We start from the raw sequence: 22,541 nt of genomic DNA, 5'->3' as shown, positions 1-22,541 counted from the left end.
TCAGACGATGGAAGAGCTTATCTCCCCCGGTATCTACAACCTGATCATCTTTGTGCTGGCGATTTATGTCGGTTACCACGTGGTCTGGAACGTGACACCCGCGCTGCACACGCCGTTGATGGCCGTGACCAACGCCATTTCGGCCATCGTGATCGTCGGCGCCATGCTCGCCGCCGCCCTCACGGTGACGCCGCTGGGCAAGACGATGGGCACCCTGGCCGTGGCCCTGGCGGCGGTCAACGTATTTGGTGGCTTTCTGGTCACGCGTCGCATGCTTGAGATGTTCAAGAAAAAAGCCCCGAAAGTAAAAGAAGAGGCGCCAAAGTAATGAGCATGAACCTCGTCACGACGCTCTACCTGATTGCGTCGATCTGTTTCATCCAAGCCCTCAAAGGCCTCTCGCACCCGACCACTTCGCGGCGCGGCAACCTGTTCGGCATGCTCGGCATGGCGCTGGCGGTACTCACTACCGTCGGCCTCATCTATAAGCTCGGCGCTGAGCTGGCGACTGCCGGTATCGGCTACGTGATCGTCGGCCTGCTGATCGGCGGCACCGCCGGCTCGATCATGGCCAAACGCGTAGAAATGACCAAGATGCCGGAGCTGGTAGCCTTCATGCACAGCATGATCGGCCTGGCCGCAGTGTTTATCGCCATCGCAGCTGTCGTCGAGCCGCAATCGCTGGGCATCGTCAAACACCTGGGCGACGCGATTCCTGCGGGCAACCGCCTGGAGCTGTTCCTCGGCGCCGCCATCGGCGCAATCACCTTCTCCGGTTCGGTAATCGCTTTCGGCAAGCTGTCCGGCAAGTACAAGTTCCGCCTGTTCCAGGGCGCACCGGTACAGTTCGGTGGCCAGCACAAGCTCAACCTGGTGCTGGGCCTGCTCACGCTGGGCCTGGGCCTGGCGTTCATGTTCACCGGCAACCTGACGGCCTTCGCAGTGATGCTGGCCCTGGCATTCGTTCTGGGCGTGCTGATCATCATCCCGATCGGCGGCGCCGACATGCCGGTCGTCGTGTCGATGCTCAACAGCTACTCCGGCTGGGCAGCGGCGGGCATCGGCTTCTCGCTGAACAATTCGATGCTGATCATCGCCGGCTCCCTGGTGGGTTCCAGCGGCGCAATCCTCTCGTACATCATGTGCAAGGCGATGAACCGTTCCTTCTTTAATGTACTGCTTGGCGGTTTCGGCAATACGCCAGACGCCGCCGCTGCGACAGGCGCTAAAGAAGCACGGCCGGTGAAATCCGGCTCGGCCGACGATGCCACGTTCCTGCTGACCAACGCCGACACCGTGATCATCGTGCCGGGCTACGGTCTGGCAGTGGCCCGGGCGCAGCACGCGCTCAAGGAACTGACCGAGAAGCTGACGCACCGTGGCGTGACAGTGAAGTATGCGATCCACCCGGTGGCGGGCCGTATGCCTGGGCACATGAACGTACTGCTCGCCGAAGCCGAAGTGCCGTACGACCAAGTGTTCGAGATGGAAGACATCAACTCCGAGTTCGGCCAGGCCGACGTGGTACTGGTGCTGGGCGCCAACGATGTGGTCAACCCGGCCGCCAAGAACGATCCGAACTCACCGATCGCCGGCATGCCGATCCTTGAAGCGTTCAAGGCCAAGACCATCATCGTCAACAAGCGCTCGATGGCCAGCGGCTACGCGGGCCTGGATAACGAGTTGTTCTACCTGGACAAGACCATGATGGTCTTTGGCGATGCCAAGAAGGTCATCGAAGACATGGTCAAGGCCGTCGAATAACACTGCGCCAGCGCAATACCCCAAACCCTGGCCTCACGTAGGCTGGGGTTTTTTCGTTCCCATGCTCTGCGTGGTAATGCAGCCGGGGGCGTTGCACGCCCCGCTTTGCACACTCATATGAAACCCGACCAAAGGCTCTAAATCGCTACTCGGCATTCGACCATGGTAGCGGGCCGAAACTTTTTGAAATCACTACACTGCCCACCTTGCTTCCGTAGCCTGAGATGACCATTCATGTACCGTGATCGTATCCGCTTGCCTTCGTTGTTGAACAAGGTCATGAGCGCGGCAGACGCCGCAGCACTGATCGAGGACGGCATGACCGTCGGCATGAGCGGCTTCACCCGCGCCGGTGAAGCCAAGGCCGTTCCTCACGCCCTGGCCGAGCGCGCCAAGACTTCCCCGCTGAAAATCACCCTGATGACCGGTGCCAGCCTGGGCAATGACCTGGACAAGCAATTGACCGAAGCCGGCGTGCTGTCGCGCCGCATGCCCTTTCAAGTCGACAGCACGCTGCGCAAGGCGATCAACGCGGGCGAGGTGATGTTTATCGACCAGCACCTGTCGGAAACTGTCGAGCAACTGCGCAATAACCAGCTCAAGTTGCCGGACATCGCGGTAATCGAAGCCGTTGCAATCACCGAGCTTGGGCATATCGTGCCCACCACCTCGGTAGGCAACTCGGCCAGCTTCGCGATTTTTGCCAAGCAAGTGATCGTCGAGATCAACCTGGCGCACAATCCGAACCTGGAAGGGCTGCACGATATTTACATCCCCTCCTATCGGCCAACCCGCACGCCGATTCCGCTGGTTAAAGTCGACGACCGCATTGGCAGCCCGGCGATTCCTATCCCGCCCGAAAAAATCGTCGCTATTGTGATCACCAATCAGGCGGATTCTGCGTCCACCGTGACGCCACCCGACGCCGATACCCAAGGCATCGCCAATCACCTGATCAACTTTCTGAAACAGGAAGTAGACGCCGGCCGCATGACCAACAAGCTCGGCCCGCTGCAGGCCGGTATCGGCAATATCGCTAACGCGGTGATGTGCGGCCTGATTGACTCGCCGTTCGAAGACTTGACCATGTATTCGGAAGTACTGCAGGACTCGACGTTCGACTTGATCGACGCCGGCAAGCTGAGCTTCGCCTCCGGCAGCTCGATTACCCTGTCGGAGCGGCGCAATGCCGACGTGTTCGGCAATCTTGAGCACTACAAAGACAAATTGGTGCTGCGCCCGCAGGAGATTTCCAACCATCCAGAAGTGGTGCGTCGCCTGGGCATTATTGGTATCAACACCGCGCTGGAGTTCGATATCTACGGCAACGTCAACTCCACCCACATTTGCGGCACGCGAATGATGAACGGCATTGGCGGATCCGGCGACTTTGCGCGCAATGCGCACCTGGCGATCTTCGTGACCAAGTCCATTGCCAAAGGCGGCGCGATTTCCAGCGTGGTACCGATGGTGAGCCATGTGGACCACACCGAACATGACGTAGACATCCTGGTGACCGAAGTGGGCCTGGCCGACTTGCGTGGCCTGGCGCCACGGGAGCGGGCCCGAGTGATCATCGACAACTGTGTGCACCCGGCGTATCGCGATGCGCTGAACAGTTACTTCGAGGCCGCCTGCGCGCTCGGCGGGCATACCCCGCACATCCTGCGTGATGCACTGAGCTGGCACATTAATCTGGAAGAAACCGGACACATGCTCAAGGCTTGAGGGGTACACAACCGAGTTGATGCCTGAACAGTTTCATCGACCCGGTCGTTTAAGCGATGGTTACGTCAAAAACTGTACTGCTGTACCGGTCATTTCCTACCGAAATGTCCTACGACCTTCCTCTAAAATGCCTATTTCGCACTGTTTCAGTGCGAACAGGTACAGTTGCCCTCATTTCGTACCGTACAGCCTCTATAAACAGTTAACTGGCCCCTCACAATACAGGTGAACTGTATCTAGAGAGTCTTGCGCGGGAGGAGGATGATTGGCATCAGTTAAACCACTACCTAATCCCGCCACAAGCGGAAGGATGTCATCATGGAACGTACACTCAGTTCCGAACTGTTCTTCGAAGAAAAAGCTGTTAACACCCAGGCTTCCCTGCCTCTGCGCGTTCTCGCCAACCTGATGTTGTGGCAGCGCCGCATCTCCAGCCGCCACCAACTGGCTCGCCTGGATTCGCGTCTGCTGGCCGACGCTGGTATCAGCGAAGCTCAACGCTACGAAGAGCTGAGCAAGCCGTTCTGGCGCTGATTGGCGCTCGCTGGCCCTGACCTGCCGGGTCCACTGCCAGCACTCTGATTTGTCAAAGCAAGGCCCGCCCCGGGTAACCGGAGGCGGGCTTTGCTGTTTCTGATGCGATGCAATTGAAACAGCGATAATCTGCCGAACCAATACAGTTTTTATATTCTAAAATATAACCATAACAGTTAAACGACGACTTCCGAATGGACAAGCGGTGGCCTAATATCCAATCACTACGTGGCGAACCTTGTAGAACGGGCGTCAGATGCCCAATTTCCAACGTCCGTTTCATTGTGGCTACTCTGTGCCACTTTATTTGCTCATCTACAGGAGTTACCCCATGTCCCGTCTTCGCCTGCTGTGCACTGCCGCCCTGTTGGCCGTTGCTGCCAATGCCAACGCGAGCAGCTTTATCGTGACCACCGATTCGATCGTTGGCGCATTAAAAGCCACCTCCGACGCCACCTCTGATGCCACATCCTCCCTGCGCGACAACAAAGTGGTGCGAGCCGCCCGTGACGACGCCGCCAGTTTTGTCGCCAGCGAAGGCGCCATCCGAGGTGTGAAACTCGAAAGCGCCCTGGCCCAGATCCGCCAACAGGCGCCGCAGTTGGACACCGCCACTGACGCTCAATTGGCCCAGGCCATCCTGGCGATCTAAAACCAGGGGAAGGGCCAGTCGCACTGGCCCTCATCCGGTCATTGCGCTAGCCTTGGCGCTCGTTTTCAGTTGTCGAGTCCCATGGCTTTTTCATACCGCCTGTTGATTGTTCCTGTGATGTTCTGCGCCTGCTGGGCACCGCCGGCTTCGGCCTTTGACGTGTCCATCCAGAGCACCGTTGTCAGCGCGTACGCCACCAGCAAGGTGACCTCTGCGCCGTTCGACAACAAATTGGTACGGGTTGCCAAGGATGATGCTGCTGCTTTCATTGCCACTGACGGCCAATGGCGGGGCGCACGCTTGGAGTCCGCGCTGGATTACCTGCGCCGTACCCAGCCAAAACTTCATGCGAGCGACCTTGAACTGGCGCAGGCAATTCTCGTCCAATAATCATCTTTGTATGTCCATCTTTGTATTGGAGTCACCCCATGCGTAGCCCGTTGATCATCGCCGCCCTCGGCCTGCTGTTTTTGGCCGATGTCGCCCAGGCGCAAACCCTGAAGGCCACCAGTAACATCATCGTCCGTGCTTCGGCACGCACCATTGATTTCACCTCGGACACCACCACCTCCATCCGCGACTCCAAGATCGTGCGCGAAGCCCACGATGATGCCGCCAGCTTCGTCGCCACCAACGGCGAGATTCGTGGCGCGCAACTCGAGGCGGCGTTCGACACCTTGCGCACCCGCGTGCCGGAAGCCCGTGATGCCAGTGACCAGACGCTCGCCGAAGCTATTCTCGCTCTGTGAGGCGAATCAATGCCTGGCTCCTGGCCGGGGCCGTGCTGCTGTGTGCCGGTACAGCCCAGGCCAGCCTGCAGCTGCGGCTCAAGACCGATGGCTTGAGCCCGGCTGAACAGCAGGCCAGCCAGGCGCTGCTCGATGAAGCGATGGGCGCCTTGCCGCCGCGTTTCGTCGAGCAGTTGGACCGCCGTATCGAAGTCGGCTGGACCGACAAGATGCCTAAAAACGCTTATGGCCAGGCCTCCCTGGTGTCCGAACTGGACCTCAATCAGAACCTGCTTGCCAGCCTCACCGACGGCAGCGCCGCCACGCAGAAAACCAACCGCCCACACGGCACCGTGCGCAAGGAAATGCTCGCCACCGTGCTGCATGAACTGACCCATATCTACGACCGTGCGCGCCTGTGGTCCAAAGACGAGCGAGCCCTGATCCAACGCTGCAGCCGCCAGAACAGCATCACCGGTTTAATTGGCCTGCCCGATCAATGTCGTGGCCAGAATGACCGGCGCTTCACGCTCAGTGACGACCCACGCTTGCTGGACCTCGCCGGTTGGCCGCAATACGTCGGCCGTCGCGGCGAACGCGAACAGCACAATAATCAAGTGGTGCGCAGCCCGGATATCTACGAAACCACCAGCCCGCTGGAATTCGTCGCGGTCAACATGGAATATTTCCTCCTCGACCCCAGCTACGCCTGCCGCCGTCCCGCGCTGACGCGCTATTACCAGGAACATTTTGGCTGGGCGCCGCCCGGGCAGGACGCCTGCGGCAATACCTACGCGTTTTTGAACGCCGGCAATGACTTCGCCAAAACCCCGCTGGGCCAGATCGACCCGGAGCGCGTGTACGAAATCGACTACCTGCTCGCCGAAGCCAACCAGAATCTGGTAAGCCGCTGGGGCCATAGCATGCTGCGTCTGGTGATCTGCGCGCCGGGCCGTCCGCGCGGGCCGGATTGCCGGCTGGACCTGGATCAGCATCTGGTGTTGTCCTACCGCGCCTTCGTCGGTGACGTCCAGCTGTCGAGCTGGGACGGCCTGGTGGGCAAATACCCGTCGCGCCTGTTTGTGCTGCCGCTGGCCCAGGTCATCGACGAATACACCAAGACCGAGCTGCGCGGCTTGGCATCGGTGCCGCTGAAGCTCAACCGCCAGGAAATCAACGACACGGTCGAACATGCCGCCGAGATGCACTGGAGCTACGACGGCAACTACTTCTTTATTTCCAACAACTGCGCGGTAGAAAGCCTGAAGCTGTTGCGCAGCGGCAGCGCCAACCCACAATTGACCGGCCTGGACAACATCACCCCCAACGGCTTGCTGGAAGTGCTCAGCGCACGTGGGTTGGCCGACACCAGCGTGCTGAACGACAAGCGCGAGGCGTTGCGCCTGGGTTATCACTTCGACTCGTTCCGCGAGCGCTACCAGGCGATGTTCGATGTACTGCGCAAGCGTCTGCCGATCAAGCAGAGCCAAGTCGAAGAGTGGCTGTCGCTGAATGCGCAAGAGCGCCGCCAATGGTTCAGCCAGGCCGATTTGCGCACCAGCGCCGCGTTGCTGTTGCTGGAACAAGCCAGCTATCGCAAACAACTGATGCTCGCCCAGGACGAAGTCAAACAACGCTACCTCAATGCCCGGGAGCTGAAAAACGGCGGCATGGAGAAAGCCAATAACACGCTGCAGCAAATTCTCGCCAACAGCGGCTTCCTCAGCCGTCCGGCCGAACTGCTCGACAGTGGCGGCTACGGCCTGCCGCAACCGTCGGAGGCCAAACGGCTGGAATCGGAAAGTGCCGAGCGCCAGAAGCAACTGCAGTCGCTGACCGGCGAACTGGATAAAGAGGTAAGGGCGCTGCTCGAGCCTGCCCGTGCTGCCGAGATTGCCGCTTGCGAAGCCAATCTCAAGCAGATGGGCGAACATCTGCGGGCGTTGCACAAGGCGGCCGGTGGTCTCGAACTGCCCTGAAGATTCAGCGGTACGCAAAACCCAATTGTGGGAGGGGGCTTGCTCCCGATGGCATTGGGTCAGCTGATATATGTGCTGGCTGACCCACCGCTATCGGGAGCAAGCCCCCTCCCACATTTGTATCTGAATAAGCCTCACGACCGTGTATCACCTGTTTTCTCAGCGAAAGCTGGCTGAAAGCTTACCCGTCTAGGATCACCCCCACTGTCGGCAACAGACCGACTGTTAACAACAACAATGGTGATTCCCGATGTCCGTCCGTACCCGCCTGTTTGCCCCAACTCCCCCCGTACGCCACGTGCCTTTCGTTCTGCGCTGACCCCACCCGGTTCGCCATTCCCTAGCCGCGCTACGCCTGGAGTATTCCTATGCTGACTTTCCTTGGCTTTGCCATGGTCATCACGTTCATGTTCCTGATCATGACCAAGCGCCTGTCTGCGCTGATCGCCTTGATCATCGTGCCTATCCTGTTCGCGCTGTTCGGCGGTTTCGCGCCGAAGATCGGCCCGATGATGCTCGAAGGCATCACCAAGCTCGCGCCGACCGGCGTGATGCTGATGTTCGCCATCCTCTACTTTGCCCTGATGATCGACTCCGGCCTGTTCGACCCGGCCGTGCGCAAGATCCTCAAGATGGTCAAGGGCGACCCACTGAAAGTCTCGGTCGGCACCGCCGTGCTGGCCCTGGTGGTGTCCCTCGACGGTGACGGCGCCACCACTTACATGATTTGCGTCGCCGCCATGTTGCCGCTGTACCAGCGCATCGGCATGAGCCCGCGGATCATGGCCGGCCTGATCATTCTTGCCGGTGGCGTGATGAACATGACCCCCTGGGGTGGCCCGACGGCCCGCGCGGCCAGTGCGCTGCATGTGGACCCATCGGACATCTTCGTGCCGATGATCCCGGCCATGGCCGCCGGCGTGGTGGCGATCCTGGTGATTGCCTATATGTACGGCAAGCGCGAGCGCGCCCGCCTGGGTGAACTGCACCTGCAGGGCGACGAGATCGACCACAGCGACATCAGCGTGTCGCAATTCCCCGACGCCCGCCGTCCGAAGCTGATCTGGTTCAACGGCGCGCTCACCCTTGCGCTGATGTGCACGCTCATCGCCGGCCTGTTGCCGCTGCCGGTGCTGTTCATGGTGGCGTTCAGTATCGCGATGATCGTCAACTACCCGTGCCTGCAACAACAGAAAGACCGCGTCGCGGCCCACGCCGGCAGCGTATTGGCGGTGGTCGGGTTGATCTTCGCCGCCGGTATCTTCACTGGCATCCTGTCGGGCACTGGCATGGTCGATGCCATGTCCAAGAGCCTGCTGGCGGTCATCCCTGAAGCCATGGGCCCGTACCTGGCGGTGATCACGGCGCTGGTAAGCATGCCGTTTACCTTCTTCATGTCCAACGATGCGTTCTATTATGGCGTGCTGCCGGTACTGGCCGAAGCCGCCAGCCACTACGGCATCACCGCTGTGGAAATGGCCCGTGCGTCGATCGTCGGGCAACCGGTGCATTTGCTGAGCCCACTGGTACCCTCGACCTACCTGCTGGTCGCGCTGGCGGGTATCGAGTTTGGCGATCACCAGCGCTTCACCCTCAAGTGGGCAGTACTGGTATGCCTGTGCATAATGTTCGCCGCGTTGCTGATGGGGATTTTTCCGCTGTTCAGCACTCTATAATCGTACCGACTCACCTACCGCGCGGCGCTACAGCTTGCGCGGTCTAACACTTGCTCAAAGGAATACACATGGAATGGCTGACCAATCCGGAAATCTGGATTGCCTTCTTCACCCTGACGGCCCTCGAGATCGTCCTGGGCATCGATAACATCATCATGATTTCGATCCTGGTCAGCCGCATGCCCAAGCACATGCAGGCACGCACCCGGATCTTCGGCCTCGCGCTGGCGATGGTCACGCGTATCCTGTTGCTGCTATCGATCACCTGGGTCATGCAACTGACCGCCGACCTGTTCGTAGTGTTCGGCGAGGGCATTTCCGGTCGCGACCTGATCCTGTTCTTCGGTGGCCTGTTCCTGTTGTGGAAAAGCTCCCAGGAGATGTACCACGCCCTGGAAGGTGAAGATGAAACCAACGACGAGCCTAAAGGCGCCGGCGGCAAGTTCATCTACACCATCATCCAGATTGCGATCATCGACATTGTGTTCTCCCTGGATTCGGTCATCACCGCCGTCGGCATGGTTTCCCATGTGCCGGTAATGATTGCCGCTATCGTGGTTGCCGTACTGGTGATGATGCTGGCCGCTGGCACCATCAGCGAATTTATCGACAAGCACCCGTCGCTGAAGATGCTGGCGCTGTCGTTCCTGCTGGTAGTGGGTACCGTGCTGATCGCTGAATCTTTCGACGTGCACGTGCCAAAAGGCTACGTCTACTTCGCCATGGCGTTCTCGCTGGCAGTGGAAGCGGTGAACATCAAGATGCGCACTGCCATCGCGAAAAAGAAGAAACAGCAGGACCCGGTGAAACTGCGCAAGGACGTTCCGGGTCAATAAACCTGTAGGAGCGAGCTTGCTCGCGAAGAACGTCAACGACTACGCGTACTGCCTGATTTAACGCGTTGTCCTTGGGTTCTTCGCGAGCAAGCTCGCTCCTACATGTGACAGTTTTGTTTCAATCCCGAGTTTAGCTATGCGATGCTGGCGCAGAGCCCATTCGCCAACTACAGCTTAAGTACAAGACGTAGAACGGCACGCGGCAACTTTCCTTCGCTCCTGCTGGAGCGCACCCACACGGGGGGCCGAGCATGCTGACCTTGCTCAATCTGCTTTCCGCCGTGACCCTGCTTATCTGGGGCACGCACATCGTCCGTACCGGCATCCTGCGGGTCTACGGCTCCAACTTGCGCCAAGTCATCGGGCAGAATATGTCCAAGCGCTGGCTGGCGTTTGTCGCCGGCATCCTGGTAACGGCCATGGTGCAGAGCAGCAATGCCACGGCGATGCTGGTGACGTCCTTTGTCGGCCAAGGCTTGATGAGCCTGACGCCCGCCTTGGCCACCATGCTCGGCGCCGACGTAGGCACCGCGTTGATGGCGCGGGTACTCACCCTGGACCTGTCCTGGTTATCGCCGCTGTTGATCTTCCTCGGGGTGATTTTTTTCCTGTCACGTAAACAGACGCGGGCCGGGCAACTCGGCCGGGTCGGGATCGGCCTCGGGCTGATCATTCTCGCCTTGCAATTGATCGTCGAAGCCGCCGGGCCGATTACCCATGCCCAAGGTGTCAAAGTCATCTTCGCGTCGCTGACCGGCGACATCCTGCTCGATGCCCTGGTGGGCGCGCTGTTCGCGATGATTTCCTACTCCAGCCTCGCCGCCGTGCTGCTGACGGCAACCCTGGCCGGGGCCGGCGTGATCGGTTTGCACGTCGCCATCGGCCTGGTGATCGGCGCCAACATCGGCAGCGGCATCCTGGCCTTTCTCAGCACCAGCATGCAGAACACCGCCGGGCGGCAAGTCGCCCTGGGCAGCCTGTTGTACAAGTTGATCGGCCTGCTGTTGATCATTCCGGTACTCGACCCACTCGTACGCTGGATGGACGGCCTGGACTACAGCACTCAGGCCATGGTTATCACGTTCCACCTGCTCTACAACGTCAGCCGCTGCCTGATTCTGTTGCCTACCATTGGCCCGATGGCACGGCTGTGCGAATGGCTGCTGCCGGAGCGTCCCGAAACCGATGGCAAAGCCAAGCCGCGCCACCTGGACCTGGCCTCACTGAATACGCCGAGCCTGGCGCTGGCCAACGCCGCCCGCGAAACCCTGCGGCTCGGCGACCTGATCGACAACATGCTCACCTCGATGCAGGAAGTGCTGCGCGGCAAACAAACCGCCATTACCCAGGAAATGCGCAGCCTCAGCGATGACGTCGAGGCGCTTTACAGCGCGATCAAGCTTTACCTGGCGCAAATGCCCCGTGAAGACCTGAGTGAACAGGACAATCGACGCTGGGCAGAAATCATTGAGCTGTCCATCAACCTGAAGCTGGCGGGCGACTTGATCGAGCGCATGCTGCGCAAAGTCCAGCAGCAGAAGACTTCGCAACGTCGGCAATTTTCCGAGGTCGGCCTGGAAGAGCTCAGCGGCCTGCACAGCCAGTTGATCGCCAACCTGCGCCTGGGCCTGTCGGTCTTCCTCAGCGGCGATCCGGAAAGTGCCCGCCAATTACTGCGTGAGAAGCGCCGCTTTCGCGCCCAGGAACGTCGCCTGGCCCACGCCCACGTCAGCCGCCTGCAACGTAAAATCGTGCAGAGCCTGGAAACCAGTTCCTTGCACCTGGAGCTGATTGCCGACATGAAGCGTTTGAACTCGTTGTTCTGCAGCAGCGCCTATGTTGTGTTGGAAACGTCCGACACCGGCGCACTCTCTGCTGAAGATATTGCCGACATCACCCATTCGCCCTGAACGTACGCCAGCCAGCGAAGTCAGTTAACAATGGACCTCGTTCGCCAGGAAGCTTGTTATGCGTCGCCTGTTACTCGCCTGCCTGCTGCTGGGCTCGGCACACACCTTTGCCTTTGACCGCCTGCAAGTCGAGGGCTACACCTTGCCCAACGGCCTGCAACTGTTGCTCAAACCGGGCACCGAGCGCGGGCATGTGGCCATCCGCCTGGTGGTTGGCGTGGGCCTGGACGATTTCAGCTGCGACCAGAAGGAACTGCCGCATCTGTTCGAACACCTGCTGTTCAGCGGCATCGATGGCGGTGGCGAAGGCGACCTCGAAGATCGCATGCAAGCCCTGGGCGGCGAATGGAACGCCTACACCAGCAACGCCAACACCACGTTCGTCATCGAGGCGCCCGCGCAGAACCAGCGCAAGGTGCTGGACCTGCTGCTGGCAATCATCACCCGCACCCAACTGACCGACGCCCATATCAACGCTGCCAAGCAGGTGGTCGAGCGCGAGGACGGCGGCCATTACTCACACTTGCAACGCCTGCTCGACCGCCAGGACCTCGGCCACAACGCCAGCAATCAGTTAGCCGTCGAGCTGGGCCTCAAGTGCGCCGAACGCGCCGAGGTCAGCCACCTCACGCGCGATCAGTTGGAGGCGCTGCGCAAAAATTGGTACGCGCCGAACAATATGACCCTGATCGTCGTCGGCGATCTGGACAAACTGCTGCCGGCCTACCTGGAACGCACCTATGGCCAACTCGACCCGGTAGAGCCGAGCGAACACCGGCCATTGCCGCAAATCCAGCATGCCGCTGCCAGCCAGCGTGACCTGATCCACGGCTGGGTCGGCGACAACGCCAAGCTGCACTGGCTGTTCCCGGAACCGGTGCTGGACGACCAGCATGATGAAACCTACGACCTGCTCAAGGACTATCTCGACTGGGCGTTGTACCGCCAACTGCGGCTCAGGCACGGCTTGTCCTACGGCCCGTGGACCGAACGCGAAGTGCTCGGCGGCGTCGGTTTCCTCAGCCTGAACGCCGACCTCGAACGAGAAAACCTCGAGCAAGCCGAACAGGTATTGCAAGACCTCAAGGCGCAGCTGCTCAAGGATGGTCTCGACCCGGTGGTGTTCGCTCGCTTGCAGCAAGCCGCCATCGCCCGCCAGGCCTGGGCAGTGCAGGGCAACAGCGCGTTGGCCGACTATTATTGGAGCGCGGCCGGCGAATATGCCGATGGCCGCTTCGGCGACCCGGCCAAACGCATCAAGGCCGTGACCCTGGCGCAGACCAATCAGGCCATGCGCCAGGTGTTGGAGCAGCCGGGCTACTGGCGCGTCGAAAAGCCGCTGTTGAGCTATAACGCCCTGAGCTGGATCGGCGCGGGTGTGCTGGGACTGATCATCCTGGCTGGGGCGGCGCTACGGTTTTCTCGCAAACGGACCCTGTAATGAAGCACCGAACAACGGACTAAGACGTTATTCTGTCTCGGATTTTTCCCACACACATTGTGAATCGTCCATGCCGAACTTACCGCCCCTTATCCAGCGCGTTATAGAACTGATCAAACGCTACCCTGGGGTGATCGCACTCGGCGGTTTCATATCGGGTGTGGGCAGCTTCATCCTGGTGGACCGCCAGCAAGGCATGGCCAGCTGGATTGCCGTGATCATGCTGGTGAGCTGGCTGTGGCTGATGCTGGAAAACAGCTTCACGCAACTGTTTACCAAGCTGTTCAACCGCGAAATACCCGAACCGCTGCTGCGCTATGCCACCCAGATGATCCACCAGGAAAGTCTGTTTTTCGTGCTGCCGTTCTTTTTCGTCACAACGGCCTGGAACAGTGGCCAGTCGGTGTTCACCGGCCTGCTCGGTGCGGCGGCGCTGGTGTCGATCATCGACCCGCTGTACTACAAGTGGCTGGCGCCCAAGCGCTCCCTGTTCCTCGCCTTGCATACGCTGACGTTATTCGCCGCACTGCTGACCGCACTGCCGATCATTCTGCACCTGACCACCGCCGAGAGTTACAAGCTGGCCCTGGGCGTCGCCATGGCCCTGTCGATTCCGAGCTTGGCCGTCAGCTTGCCGCTGCGCAGCGTCAAAGGCTGGGCGATGCTGCTGGGGGTCACGGCCGCGATCGGCTGCGCCGGCTGGCTGCTGCGAAGCTGGGTGCCACCTGCCACCCTGTGGATGACCGAAGTGGCCATCAGCACCCAGCTCCAAGACCGCACACCGGGAGACGACCTTAAGCAGGTCAGCGCCGCCCAACTGCGCAGCGGCGGGCTGTACGCCTACACCGCCATCAACGCCCCGCGCGGCCTGGATGAGCGGATCTACCATGTGTGGAAATTCAACGGCAAGGAAGTCGACCGCATTGCCCTGGATATCCATGGCGGCCGCAAGGAGGGCTACCGCGCCTGGACCCACAAGCAGAACTTCCCGCCGGATTCGGTAGGCCGCTGGCAGGTACGGGTGCTGACCGAAGACGGCCAAGTCATTGGCGTGCTGCGCTTCAACGTCACCGACTCAGCACAAACGGACAACCCAGAGTAGGCCCGATCATGCTATTACGTAGGAATTGTGGATAGCCAAACAAGCTCGGAGCTTATGACCACTCGTACGACAGCCGGCGCGGCCCAACTCGATACGTCCAGCACACCGCCGCTGCTGCGGATTACCGGTGACTGGACGCTTGCTCACTACGCAAACCTGAAGAAGTTGTCGGCCACCCTCGACGGCCGATACGACGCCGGCGCACGCATCGACCTTAACGGCCTCGGCGCCCTGGATACCGCCGGTGCTTCGCTGCTGGTGGAGCTGCTGGGCCCCGACCGCATCGAACACTCCGCCGAGCAGACTGATTGCAGCCTGTCCGCCGCCGACCGGGCGCTGCTCAAGACGGTCTACCGCTCGCTGAATGATTTTTGCGTACCGCTCAAAGAGCCGGAAGTAGGCGTCGGCATCCAGCTGCTGGCGCGTATCGGCCGCGCCGTGGACACCGTCTGGCAAGACGGGATGAAACTGCTGGGCTTTATCGGCCTGATCCTCGAAACCTTCGTGCGCGGCATCTTGCGGCCCAAGCGCTGGCGCCTGACGCCGATGGTGGCGCATATCGAACAGACCGGTCTCGACGCCGCGCCGATCGTCGCGCTGCTGACCTTCTTGGTCGGTGCCGTCGTGGCCTTCCTCGGCGCCACCGTGCTCAAGAGCTTTGGCGCGACGGTATTCACCGTAGACCTGGTGGCGTTCTCTTTCCTACGCGAATTCGGTGTATTGCTCACCGCCATCCTGATCGCCGGCCGCACGGCCAGTGCCTTTACTGCACAGATCGGCTCGATGAAAGCCAACGAAGAAATCGACGCGATCCGCACCCTGGGCCTGGACCCCATGGAGCTGCTGGTGCTGCCACGGGTGTTGGCGCTGCTGGTGGCGCTGCCGATGCTGACCTTCCTGGCGATGCTTTCAGGGATCGTCGGCGGCGGCGTGGTGTGTGCGGTGGCCCTGGATATTTCGCCAGCGATGTTTCTGTCGCTGCTGCAGTCGGACATCGGCGTGCAGCATTTCCTGGTGGGCATGGTGAAAGCGCCGATCTTCGCGTTCCTGATCGCCGCAATTGGTTGCCTGGAAGGCTTCAAGGTCAGCGGCAGTGCCGAGTCCGTCGGCGCGCATACCACCTCAAGCGTGGTGCAATCGATCTTCGTGGTGATCGTGCTGGACGCGGTCGCCGCCATGTTTTTCATGGAGATGGGCTGGTGAGTCGTCTGCATCGAGCGCCCACTGAGGCGGTGATCGAGGTGCGTGGCCTGTGCAACCGCTTTGGCCGCCAGAGCGTGCACGAAAACCTCGACCTGGATTTGTACAAGGGTGAAATCCTGGCGGTGGTCGGCGGCTCCGGCAGCGGCAAGTCGGTGTTGCTGCGCAGCATCGTCGGCCTGCGCCGGCCCAGCGAGGGGCAAGTGCGGGTGTTCGGCAAGAACCTGCCGAGTTTGCCCGAGCATGAACGCTCATTGGTGGAACGGTGCTTCGGCGTGCTGTTCCAGAAGGGCGCGTTGTTTTCCTCGCTGACCGTCACCGAGAACGTCGCCTTGCCGTTGATCGAGCACGCCGGGCTCAGCCGCGCCGATGCCGAGCATTTGGCGGCGGTCAAGCTGGCCCTGGCCGGGCTGCCGTTGTCGGCGGCCGACAAATACCCGGCGTCGCTGTCCGGCGGCATGATCAAGCGCGCCGCCCTGGCGCGCGCGCTGGCCCTGGACCCGGACATCCTGTTTCTCGACGAACCCACCGCCGGCCTCGACCCGATTGGCGCGGCGCAATTCGACCAACTGATCCTGACCCTGCGCGATGCGCTGGGCTTGAGTGTGTTCCTGGTGACCCACGACCTCGACACGCTGTACACCATCACCGACCGCGTGGCGGTGCTGGCGCAGAAGAAAGTGCTGGTGGCCGATGCCATCGATGTTGTCTCGGAAACCGACGACGCCTGGATTCACGAATATTTCCACGGCCCCCGAGGCCGCGCGGCATTGGATGCCGCTCAATCGCTCAACGAGGTATGACATGGAAACCCGAGCCCATCATGTGATGATCGGATTGTTCAGCGTAATTGTGGTGGTCGGCGCGATGCTGTTCGGCCTGTGGCTGGCCAAATCCAGCGTCGACAGTGCCTTTCGCGATTACGAGGTGGTGTTCAACGAAGCGGTCAGCGGCCTGTCCCAGGGCAGTTCGGTGCAGTACAGCGGGATCAAGGTGGGCGATGTCACCAGCCTGCGCCTGGACCCCAAGGACCCGCGCCGCGTGCTGGCGCGCATCCGCCTGGCCGGGCAAACGCCGATCAAGGAAGACACCCAGGCCAAGCTGGCTCTGACCGGCATCACCGGCACCTCGATCATCCAGCTCAGCGGCGGCACCCCGCAAAGCCCGGAACTCAAGGGCAAGGATGGCAACCTGCCGGAAATCATCGCGTCGCCATCGCCCATCGCACGCCTGCTCAATAACAGCAACGACCTGATGACCAGCATCAACCTGCTGCTGCATAACGCCAACCAGCTGTTCTCCCGGGAAAACGTCGAACGCTTGAGCACCACTCTGGAAAACCTGCAGCAAACTACCGGCGCCATCGCAGAACAGCGCAGCGAAATTAAAGTGGTGATGCAGCAACTGATGCAAGTGAGCAAACAGGCCGGCGGCGCGTTGGAACAGACCACCGTGCTGATGCGCAACGCCAACGGCTTGCTCAACGATCAGGGCAAGCAGGCGTTCGGCAGTGCGGAGCAGGCGATGAAATCCCTTGAGCAAAGCACCGCCACCATCAACAGCTTGCTGACCAACAACCAGGACTCAGTGAACAGCGGCATGCAGGGCCTCAATGAACTGGCGCCCGCCGTGCGCGAGCTGCGCGAAACCCTCGGCTCGCTGCGCGCCATCTCGCGCCGCCTGGAAGCCAACCCCAGCGGTTACCTGCTGGGCAGTGACAAGAACAAGGAGTTCACGCCATGAAGCGTGCTTACCGAATGATCGCCCCGGCAGCCTTCGCGCTGATGAGCGCGTGCTCGATCCTGCCCAAGCCGGACCCGTCCGATGTGTACCGCCTGGCTTCGGCCCAGCCCGTCAGCCAAGGCGCGCCAGTAAGCTGGTCACTGCGCGTGACCAAGCCACAGACCAGCGAATTTCTCGACAGCCCGCGCATTGCGGTGGTGCCCAATGGCGATTTGATCAGCAGCTATGCGAACTCGCGCTGGAGCGATCCGGCGCCGGTGCTGTTGCGTAATCGCCTGCTGGACGGCTTCCAGCGTGACGGCCGGGTGACGCTGTTGAGTACCGACGAGACCAACCTGCAAGCCGACTATGAGCTGGGCGGGCAGTTACAGGCGTTTCAGAGTGAATATCATGGCGCGGCAGTGGAGGTGGTGATTCGGCTGGATGCGCGACTGGTGCGCGGCAGTGATCAGCGGATCATTGCCAGTCGCCGGTTTGAAGTGCGCCAGCCAGTGAGCGATACCCAGGTGCCAGCGGTGGTGGCTGGGTTTGGGCAGGCGGGGGATAGGTTGAACAGACAGGTGGTGGATTGGGTGGTCGCACAAGGCAATAGCGTTTTGAAACGCTGAGGGCCACATCGGGGGCAAGCCCCCTCCCACAGTTTGAATGTATTCACAGATCTAAATGTGGGAGGGGGCTTGCCCCCGATAGCTATCTAAGCCTCAACCAAAGAACCAGTAACACACCGCAATAGCCGCCGCCACCCCGGCAAACTCCGCCAACAACGCACACCCCACCGCATGCCGCGCGCGCTGGATACCCACCGACCCGAAGTACACCGCCAACACATAAAAAGTGGTCTCGGTACTGCCCTGGATCGTCGCGGCCACCAACGCCGGGAAGCTGTCTACACCCTGGGTCTGCATGGTCTCGATCAGCATCGCCCGCGCCGCGCTGCCGGAGAACGGCTTTACCATCGCGGTCGGCAGCGCGTCGACAAAGCGGGTGTCCATGCCGGTCCAGGCCACCAGGTGGCGAATCCCTTCCAGGCCGAAGTCCAGCGCGCCGGAGGCGCGCAATACGCCCACCGCACAGAGCATCGCCACCAGATAGGGCAACAGGTTCTTGGCGACGTCGAAGCCTTCCTTGGCGCCTTCGACGAAGGCCTCATACACCTTGACCTTGCGTAACGCGCCGATCACCAGGAACAGCATGATCAAGCCAAACAGCGTGAGGTTGCCAAGGATCGACGACAAGCCGGCCAGGGCGGTAGCGGACAAGGTCGCCAGCAGCGCCATGAAGCCACCCAAGACCAACGCGCCGGGAATCAGATAGGCCAGCACGACCGGGTCCCACAAGCGCAGGCGCTGCATCACCGCTACCGACAGCAGGCCGACCAGGGTCGACGCGCTGGTGGCCAGCAGGATCGGCAGGAACACCAGCGTCGGGTCGGCAGCGCCTTGCTGGGCGCGGTACATGAAGATGGTCACCGGCAACAGGGTCAGCGAGGACGCATTAAGCACCAGAAACAGGATCTGTGCGTTGCTTGCCGTGTTGGGGATAGGGTTGAGTTCCTGCAGCGCCTTCATGGCTTTCAGGCCGATAGGCGTGGCGGCGTTGTCCAGGCCCAGGCCGTTGGCGGCGAAGTTGAGGGTGATCAGGCCGATGGCTGGGTGGCCGGCGGGCACTTCCGGCATCAGGCGGCGAAACAGCGGGCCCAGGGCCTTGGCCAGCCAATCGACGATCCCGGCTTTTTCGGCGATACGCAGAAAGCCCAGCCACAGCGTCAGGGTGCCGAACAGCAGCACCATGACCTCTACCGACAATTTGGCCATGGCGAAAATGCTTTCCACCATCGCCGCGAAAATCCCGGCGTTACCGCCCACCAGCCATTGCGCCAGTGCTGACACCATTGCCACGACAAAGAAGCCAAGCCACAGGCCATTGAGCATCAGTTAAATCCCCCGAAAGTTGGGGCGAATGATAGCGGGGCTGGCAGAAACGACAAACCCCGGAATTATCCGGGGTTTGTGTCAGCGCAATCGCGCGATCAGCCGCGCGTGATCTCGCCGGCCGGCAGCGCTTCTTTGCTGCGCCAGTGCGGCAGCGAATTCCAGTAGCGCTCGCCCTTGGCATCGTCGTACATGCCTTCCCAGCGGGAGATAACCAGTACGGCCAAGGCGTTGCCGATCACGTTCAGCGCGGTACGCGCCATGTCCATCACACGGTCGACGCCCGCGATAAACGCCAGGCCTTCCAATGGGATGCCCACACTGCCCAGGGTCGCCAGCAACACAACGAAGGACACACCCGGCACACCGGCAATACCTTTGGAGGTGACCATCAGGGTCAGGACCAGCATCAGTTGCTGGCCGATCGACAGGTCGATGCCGTACAGCTGGGCAATGAAGATTGCAGCGATGCTCTGGTACAGGGTCGAACCGTCGAGGTTGAACGAGTAACCCGTCGGCACCACGAAGCTGCAGATCGCCTTCGGCGCGCCGTAGGCTTCCATCTTCTCGATCACGCGCGGCAGCACGGTTTCAGAGCTGGCGGTGGAGTAGGCCAGCACCAGCTCATCCTTGAAGATGCGCATCAGCTTGAGGATCGAGAAACCAAACAGGCGGGCGATCATGCCCAGCACCGCAAACGCGAAGAACAGAATCGCGACGTACACCAGAATGACCAGCTTGGCCAACGGCAGCAGCGAGGCGAAGCCGAAGTTGGCGACCGTTACCGCGATCAGGGCAAATACACCGATAGGGGCGTACTTCATGATCATGTGAGTGACTTTGAACATGCTCTCGGACACGCCCTGGAACATGGTCACCAAGGGCTCGCGCAGCTCCGGCTTGAGGCTCGACAAGCCCAGGCCGAACAGCACGGAGAAGAAAATGATCGGCAGCATCTCGCCGCGCGCAACGGCAGCGAAGATGTTCGACGGGATCAGGTTGAGAATGGTCTCGATGAACGCATGCTCATGCTGCACCTCGGCGGCGGTCGCCTGGTACTTGGAGATGTCGACGGTACCCAAGGTACTCATGTCGATGCCCGCGCCCGGATGGAACAGGTTGGCCAGCAACAGGCCGACCACAATGGCGATGGTGGTGACGACTTCAAAGTAGAGGATGGTTTTGACGCCGATGCGACCGAGCTTTTTCGCGTCACCAACGCCAGCAATGCCCACGATCAGCGAGGAAATCACGATGGGGATGACGATCATCTTGATCAGGCGGATAAAGATATCGCCCGCCGGCTGCAGCACGTTGCTGATCCACCAGGCCTTTTCAGCACTGAAATGGTTGAGCACTGCGCCGATCGCGATCCCCAGTACCAAACCGATGAGGATCTGCCAGGCGAGGCTTAGCTTTGCCTTCTTCATGTCATTACCCTTACTTCAAGTGAACTTAAGGCAAATGCGCCAGCTGGACCGCTCGAAAGCGAAAAAGTGTGTGCATCTGCCTCCATGGAAGGTCACCGCAGCGTGGCCGAAATGGCTTACTGGCAGGCGAAAAAAGCCGCAACTATTCCCATGCAAGGGAGCGACGTCTAATGCCGTAAACGCCTACCCTATGCCGAATCGGCATGGACATTATTGAAAATAATTGTCTGAACGGTCAGTTCGAATCCGCCATCCAAGCGGGTGAACCTGCCGTGAAGCTGCCAATTCCGGTATGCACAGAGATACCGAATGGCTAGAGGCGTTTGCTGAAAATGCTTGGAAAATCCGCAGCCTGGCGTAAGAAACAACCTATAGCGTCAGGAAAGTTTTCTCGATAGATGGTCGCGCCGACACACAAGGTAATGGTTGGCGGGAGGAAAAACGATGAATGTCGGCTATGGGCGGCATGAAGCGCGAGCGATGAAGAGCATAAGCTCGCCGCAAGTTCAGCAAGCTTGAGGACTTGTGAACTTGCGTCGCAGCTTTTCGCCTGACCCGGCCCTTGCGCAGGCACTCCCTGTACCCGTAGGTCGCGCCGATCCTGATCGATCAGAGCAACCCGGCCCCCTGGTCATGCATCGCCCTTGGCGAGCGATGCAAACAGAAAGAAGCGAACGGGCTTCTTTCTATGGACGCCGGCTCCGTGAGACGGAACCTAGTACCAATTCGGATCTTTCTTCAGCTGCTCCATCAGCAGCTTTTTCATGCCTTCGTCCGGCTTACCGAGAAAACGGTAATCGGCGTGGCGTGTTGGGGACTTGTCCGCCGGCAGGCCGGCCGGGACTTCCACCAACATCGCGTAGGCATCTTCCTTATCGAGGCTGAAGGCGACGATCAGGCGCTTGTTCAAGCAGGTATCTGCCGTTTCACACAGCGGCCCTACCAGATACTTGTCGCCATCCTCTTCGACAGCGTTCATCTGCTCAGCGGTACCCGACAGGTTCATCACCCATTCCGGCAGGCGCTCTTCTTTCTTCACTACGCCTTGCCAGGTTTCACGGTACTGCGCATCCGTGCTGAGCAATTCGTTGGCCCGGGATTGGCCGTCGTTGGCGGCCACCACCAGGCCACTGCCGCCCAACAGTACGGCAGCGGCAATGGCTTTAAGGGACAAAGTGGTCATATTCAGCCTCGGCCGCGACGACCAAAGAAGAACGAAGCGATGAACATCACCAGGAACACCACGAACAGAATCTTGGCGATACCCGTGGCGGTGCCCGCGATACCACCGAAGCCCAGGACTGCAGCCACAATGGCGATGATCAGAAATGTGATTGCCCAACTCAACATGGTGATTCTCCTTAAGCTTTTATAGGGGTAACAGCAGTGATGCCATGCGGCCGCTCACATGAGCGACGTTTTGTTGCTTAGAACACCCAGCGTTCCTGGACCGGCAGTTCGCTCAGGGTGGAATCCTGGTCTGCCACTCTCAGTTGCGGGGCGGTTACATCGACAGCCGTGCTGGCGACGGAACGGAAGTGGGTCTGGGTCATGACGGGACGCTCGAACTGCGCAGTCGGCTGCTGACTCTGCTGCCAATGCTGCATCTGCTGGCCCGCGATCAGCGTGACCATCAACGCCAGGCTGGCGAACAGGCCTTGCTGCAGATGCAGTGGCGATACACGCAATTGGCTGAGGCTTTGGCGAGTCATACGGCTTTCTCCCGCATTCTGATTATTCGTTCATGATGCTCTATGCATTACCTATTGCAGAGCGCATGCCAGGTTTATTACAAAATAAAACCTTTTAAAATCAATAAGATATGGATTATTTAAAAGCACGCCGCACAGCATCCTGCACGATGCCCCCTGTAGGGCCGTGCGAAAT

The 22,541-nt window shown here is 60.3% G+C and carries 22 protein-coding genes; 17 read left to right on the top strand and 5 right to left on the bottom strand.

The genetic code is table 11. The features are described 5' to 3' along the window. Positions 1–7 precede the first annotated feature (7 nt). The 17 genes from C4J93_RS00550 to lptE all read left to right on the top strand — a co-directional run bounded on the left by C4J93_RS00550 (position 8) and on the right by lptE (position 17,901). Complete coding sequence (locus tag C4J93_RS00550) at positions 8–328, top strand: NAD(P) transhydrogenase subunit alpha (RefSeq protein ID WP_003187417.1); 321 nt, start codon at positions 8–10, stop codon at positions 326–328. Further along, the gene (locus tag C4J93_RS00545; RefSeq protein ID WP_124428311.1) at positions 328–1,764 is read left to right on the top strand and encodes an NAD(P)(+) transhydrogenase (Re/Si-specific) subunit beta; all 1,437 of its coding nucleotides are present in this window, start codon (positions 328–330) and stop codon (positions 1,762–1,764) included. Before C4J93_RS00550 ends, C4J93_RS00545 begins: the two co-directional genes overlap by 1 nt. A 234-nt stretch (positions 1,765–1,998) precedes the next feature. After that, positions 1,999–3,492 carry an acetyl-CoA hydrolase/transferase family protein gene (locus tag C4J93_RS00540; RefSeq protein ID WP_124428310.1) on the top strand — a complete coding sequence of 498 codons (1,494 nt, stop codon included), beginning with the start codon at positions 1,999–2,001 and terminating at the stop codon, positions 3,490–3,492. Between the two features lie 318 nt (positions 3,493–3,810). After that, entirely contained in the window at positions 3,811–4,026 is a 216-nt protein-coding gene (locus C4J93_RS00535) for a DUF1127 domain-containing protein (protein WP_003187413.1), read from the top strand. Positions 4,027–4,357: 331 nt separating this feature from the next. Beyond that, a complete protein-coding gene (locus tag C4J93_RS00530; RefSeq protein ID WP_124428309.1) occupies positions 4,358–4,678 on the top strand; it encodes a DUF2388 domain-containing protein in 321 nt (106 codons plus the stop codon). A gap of 81 nt (positions 4,679–4,759) precedes the next feature. After that, positions 4,760–5,068: a DUF2388 domain-containing protein gene (locus C4J93_RS00525; RefSeq protein WP_124360666.1), complete on the top strand. Its 309-nt coding sequence runs from the start codon at positions 4,760–4,762 to the stop codon at positions 5,066–5,068. Positions 5,069–5,106: 38 nt separating this feature from the next. Next, positions 5,107–5,427 (top strand): DUF2388 domain-containing protein, encoded by a 321-nt coding sequence (locus C4J93_RS00520; protein ID WP_124365308.1) that lies wholly within the window; start codon positions 5,107–5,109, stop codon positions 5,425–5,427. Continuing rightward, on the top strand, positions 5,424–7,385 hold the full coding sequence (locus C4J93_RS00515) for a DUF4105 domain-containing protein (RefSeq protein WP_124428308.1): 1,962 nt from the start codon (positions 5,424–5,426) through the stop codon (positions 7,383–7,385). The genes C4J93_RS00520 and C4J93_RS00515 overlap by 4 nt, the downstream gene beginning before the upstream one ends. Before the next feature lie 368 nt (positions 7,386–7,753). Then, positions 7,754–9,061, top strand: coding sequence for a CitMHS family transporter (locus tag C4J93_RS00510; RefSeq protein WP_049710719.1), 1,308 nt, complete (start codon positions 7,754–7,756; stop codon positions 9,059–9,061). A gap of 68 nt (positions 9,062–9,129) precedes the next feature. Beyond that, positions 9,130–9,897, top strand: a complete 768-nt coding sequence (locus tag C4J93_RS00505; RefSeq protein ID WP_124360663.1) for a TerC family protein — start codon at positions 9,130–9,132, stop codon at positions 9,895–9,897. Between the two features lie 251 nt (positions 9,898–10,148). Then, positions 10,149–11,807: a Na/Pi cotransporter family protein gene (locus C4J93_RS00500; RefSeq protein ID WP_124369101.1), complete on the top strand. Its 1,659-nt coding sequence runs from the start codon at positions 10,149–10,151 to the stop codon at positions 11,805–11,807. Between the two features lie 58 nt (positions 11,808–11,865). Continuing rightward, on the top strand, positions 11,866–13,248 hold the full coding sequence (locus C4J93_RS00495; RefSeq protein WP_124428307.1) for a pitrilysin family protein: 1,383 nt from the start codon (positions 11,866–11,868) through the stop codon (positions 13,246–13,248). Positions 13,249–13,318: 70 nt separating this feature from the next. After that, positions 13,319–14,350, top strand: coding sequence for a DUF5924 family protein (locus tag C4J93_RS00490; RefSeq protein ID WP_124428306.1), 1,032 nt, complete (start codon positions 13,319–13,321; stop codon positions 14,348–14,350). A 54-nt stretch (positions 14,351–14,404) separates the two neighbouring features. Then, positions 14,405–15,553, top strand: a complete 1,149-nt coding sequence (locus C4J93_RS00485) for an ABC transporter permease (RefSeq protein ID WP_124428305.1) — start codon at positions 14,405–14,407, stop codon at positions 15,551–15,553. After that, the gene (locus C4J93_RS00480; RefSeq protein WP_124428304.1) at positions 15,550–16,353 is read left to right on the top strand and encodes an ABC transporter ATP-binding protein; all 804 of its coding nucleotides are present in this window, start codon (positions 15,550–15,552) and stop codon (positions 16,351–16,353) included. The genes C4J93_RS00485 and C4J93_RS00480 overlap by 4 nt, the downstream gene beginning before the upstream one ends. A gap of 1 nt (position 16,354) precedes the next feature. After that, positions 16,355–17,293: an MlaD family protein gene (locus C4J93_RS00475; protein ID WP_124428303.1), complete on the top strand. Its 939-nt coding sequence runs from the start codon at positions 16,355–16,357 to the stop codon at positions 17,291–17,293. Then, positions 17,290–17,901 carry an LPS assembly lipoprotein LptE gene (lptE, locus tag C4J93_RS00470; protein WP_124428302.1) on the top strand — a complete coding sequence of 204 codons (612 nt, stop codon included), beginning with the start codon at positions 17,290–17,292 and terminating at the stop codon, positions 17,899–17,901. Before C4J93_RS00475 ends, lptE begins: the two co-directional genes overlap by 4 nt. A gap of 93 nt (positions 17,902–17,994) precedes the next feature. Here the strand turns inward: lptE and C4J93_RS00465 are convergent, their stop codons facing one another. The 5 genes from C4J93_RS00465 to C4J93_RS00445 all read right to left on the bottom strand — a co-directional run bounded on the left by C4J93_RS00465 (position 17,995) and on the right by C4J93_RS00445 (position 22,366). Further along, positions 17,995–19,224, bottom strand: a complete 1,230-nt coding sequence (locus tag C4J93_RS00465) for a nucleoside recognition domain-containing protein (protein WP_124428301.1) — start codon at positions 19,222–19,224, stop codon at positions 17,995–17,997. A 98-nt stretch (positions 19,225–19,322) separates the two neighbouring features. After that, on the bottom strand, positions 19,323–20,654 hold the full coding sequence (gene gltP / locus C4J93_RS00460) for a glutamate/aspartate:proton symporter GltP (RefSeq protein WP_124360655.1): 1,332 nt from the start codon (positions 20,652–20,654) through the stop codon (positions 19,323–19,325). Positions 20,655–21,369: 715 nt separating this feature from the next. Beyond that, positions 21,370–21,837: an inhibitor of vertebrate lysozyme family protein gene (locus tag C4J93_RS00455; RefSeq protein WP_124428300.1), complete on the bottom strand. Its 468-nt coding sequence runs from the start codon at positions 21,835–21,837 to the stop codon at positions 21,370–21,372. Between the two features lie 2 nt (positions 21,838–21,839). Further along, positions 21,840–22,004: a DUF1328 domain-containing protein gene (locus tag C4J93_RS00450; protein ID WP_003170804.1), complete on the bottom strand. Its 165-nt coding sequence runs from the start codon at positions 22,002–22,004 to the stop codon at positions 21,840–21,842. Between the two features lie 77 nt (positions 22,005–22,081). Next, positions 22,082–22,366: a hypothetical protein gene (locus tag C4J93_RS00445; protein WP_124360653.1), complete on the bottom strand. Its 285-nt coding sequence runs from the start codon at positions 22,364–22,366 to the stop codon at positions 22,082–22,084. Between the last annotated feature and the right edge of the window lie 175 nt (positions 22,367–22,541).

The organism is Pseudomonas sp. R2-37-08W (assembly GCF_003851705.1).
Taxonomy (GTDB): domain Bacteria; phylum Pseudomonadota; class Gammaproteobacteria; order Pseudomonadales; family Pseudomonadaceae; genus Aquipseudomonas.
Note: the sequence above shows the minus strand (reverse complement) of the source record. Positions and strands in the feature narration are given on the sequence as shown.

What these genes read in the sequence shown, in the direction of transcription:
- C4J93_RS00475 (WP_124428303.1), top strand. Translation starts at nt 16,355, where the DNA reads ATGGAAACCCGAGCCCATCATGTGATGATCGGATTGTTCAGCGTAATT.
- C4J93_RS00510 (WP_049710719.1), top strand. Translation starts at nt 7,754, where the DNA reads ATGCTGACTTTCCTTGGCTTTGCCATGGTCATCACGTTCATGTTCCTG.
- C4J93_RS00540 (WP_124428310.1), top strand. Translation starts at nt 1,999, where the DNA reads ATGTACCGTGATCGTATCCGCTTGCCTTCGTTGTTGAACAAGGTCATG.
- C4J93_RS00520 (WP_124365308.1), top strand. Translation starts at nt 5,107, where the DNA reads ATGCGTAGCCCGTTGATCATCGCCGCCCTCGGCCTGCTGTTTTTGGCC.
- C4J93_RS00535 (WP_003187413.1), top strand. Translation starts at nt 3,811, where the DNA reads ATGGAACGTACACTCAGTTCCGAACTGTTCTTCGAAGAAAAAGCTGTT.
- C4J93_RS00495 (WP_124428307.1), top strand. Translation starts at nt 11,866, where the DNA reads ATGCGTCGCCTGTTACTCGCCTGCCTGCTGCTGGGCTCGGCACACACC.
- C4J93_RS00545 (WP_124428311.1), top strand. Translation starts at nt 328, where the DNA reads ATGAGCATGAACCTCGTCACGACGCTCTACCTGATTGCGTCGATCTGT.
- C4J93_RS00500 (WP_124369101.1), top strand. Translation starts at nt 10,149, where the DNA reads ATGCTGACCTTGCTCAATCTGCTTTCCGCCGTGACCCTGCTTATCTGG.
- C4J93_RS00550 (WP_003187417.1), top strand. Translation starts at nt 8, where the DNA reads ATGGAAGAGCTTATCTCCCCCGGTATCTACAACCTGATCATCTTTGTG.
- C4J93_RS00445 (WP_124360653.1), bottom strand. Translation starts at nt 22,366, where the DNA reads ATGACTCGCCAAAGCCTCAGCCAATTGCGTGTATCGCCACTGCATCTG.
- C4J93_RS00465 (WP_124428301.1), bottom strand. Translation starts at nt 19,224, where the DNA reads ATGCTCAATGGCCTGTGGCTTGGCTTCTTTGTCGTGGCAATGGTGTCA.
- C4J93_RS00525 (WP_124360666.1), top strand. Translation starts at nt 4,760, where the DNA reads ATGGCTTTTTCATACCGCCTGTTGATTGTTCCTGTGATGTTCTGCGCC.
- gltP (WP_124360655.1), bottom strand. Translation starts at nt 20,654, where the DNA reads ATGAAGAAGGCAAAGCTAAGCCTCGCCTGGCAGATCCTCATCGGTTTG.
- C4J93_RS00455 (WP_124428300.1), bottom strand. Translation starts at nt 21,837, where the DNA reads ATGACCACTTTGTCCCTTAAAGCCATTGCCGCTGCCGTACTGTTGGGC.
- C4J93_RS00485 (WP_124428305.1), top strand. Translation starts at nt 14,405, where the DNA reads ATGACCACTCGTACGACAGCCGGCGCGGCCCAACTCGATACGTCCAGC.
- C4J93_RS00490 (WP_124428306.1), top strand. Translation starts at nt 13,319, where the DNA reads ATGCCGAACTTACCGCCCCTTATCCAGCGCGTTATAGAACTGATCAAA.
- C4J93_RS00505 (WP_124360663.1), top strand. Translation starts at nt 9,130, where the DNA reads ATGGAATGGCTGACCAATCCGGAAATCTGGATTGCCTTCTTCACCCTG.
- lptE (WP_124428302.1), top strand. Translation starts at nt 17,290, where the DNA reads ATGAAGCGTGCTTACCGAATGATCGCCCCGGCAGCCTTCGCGCTGATG.
- C4J93_RS00450 (WP_003170804.1), bottom strand. Translation starts at nt 22,004, where the DNA reads ATGTTGAGTTGGGCAATCACATTTCTGATCATCGCCATTGTGGCTGCA.
- C4J93_RS00530 (WP_124428309.1), top strand. Translation starts at nt 4,358, where the DNA reads ATGTCCCGTCTTCGCCTGCTGTGCACTGCCGCCCTGTTGGCCGTTGCT.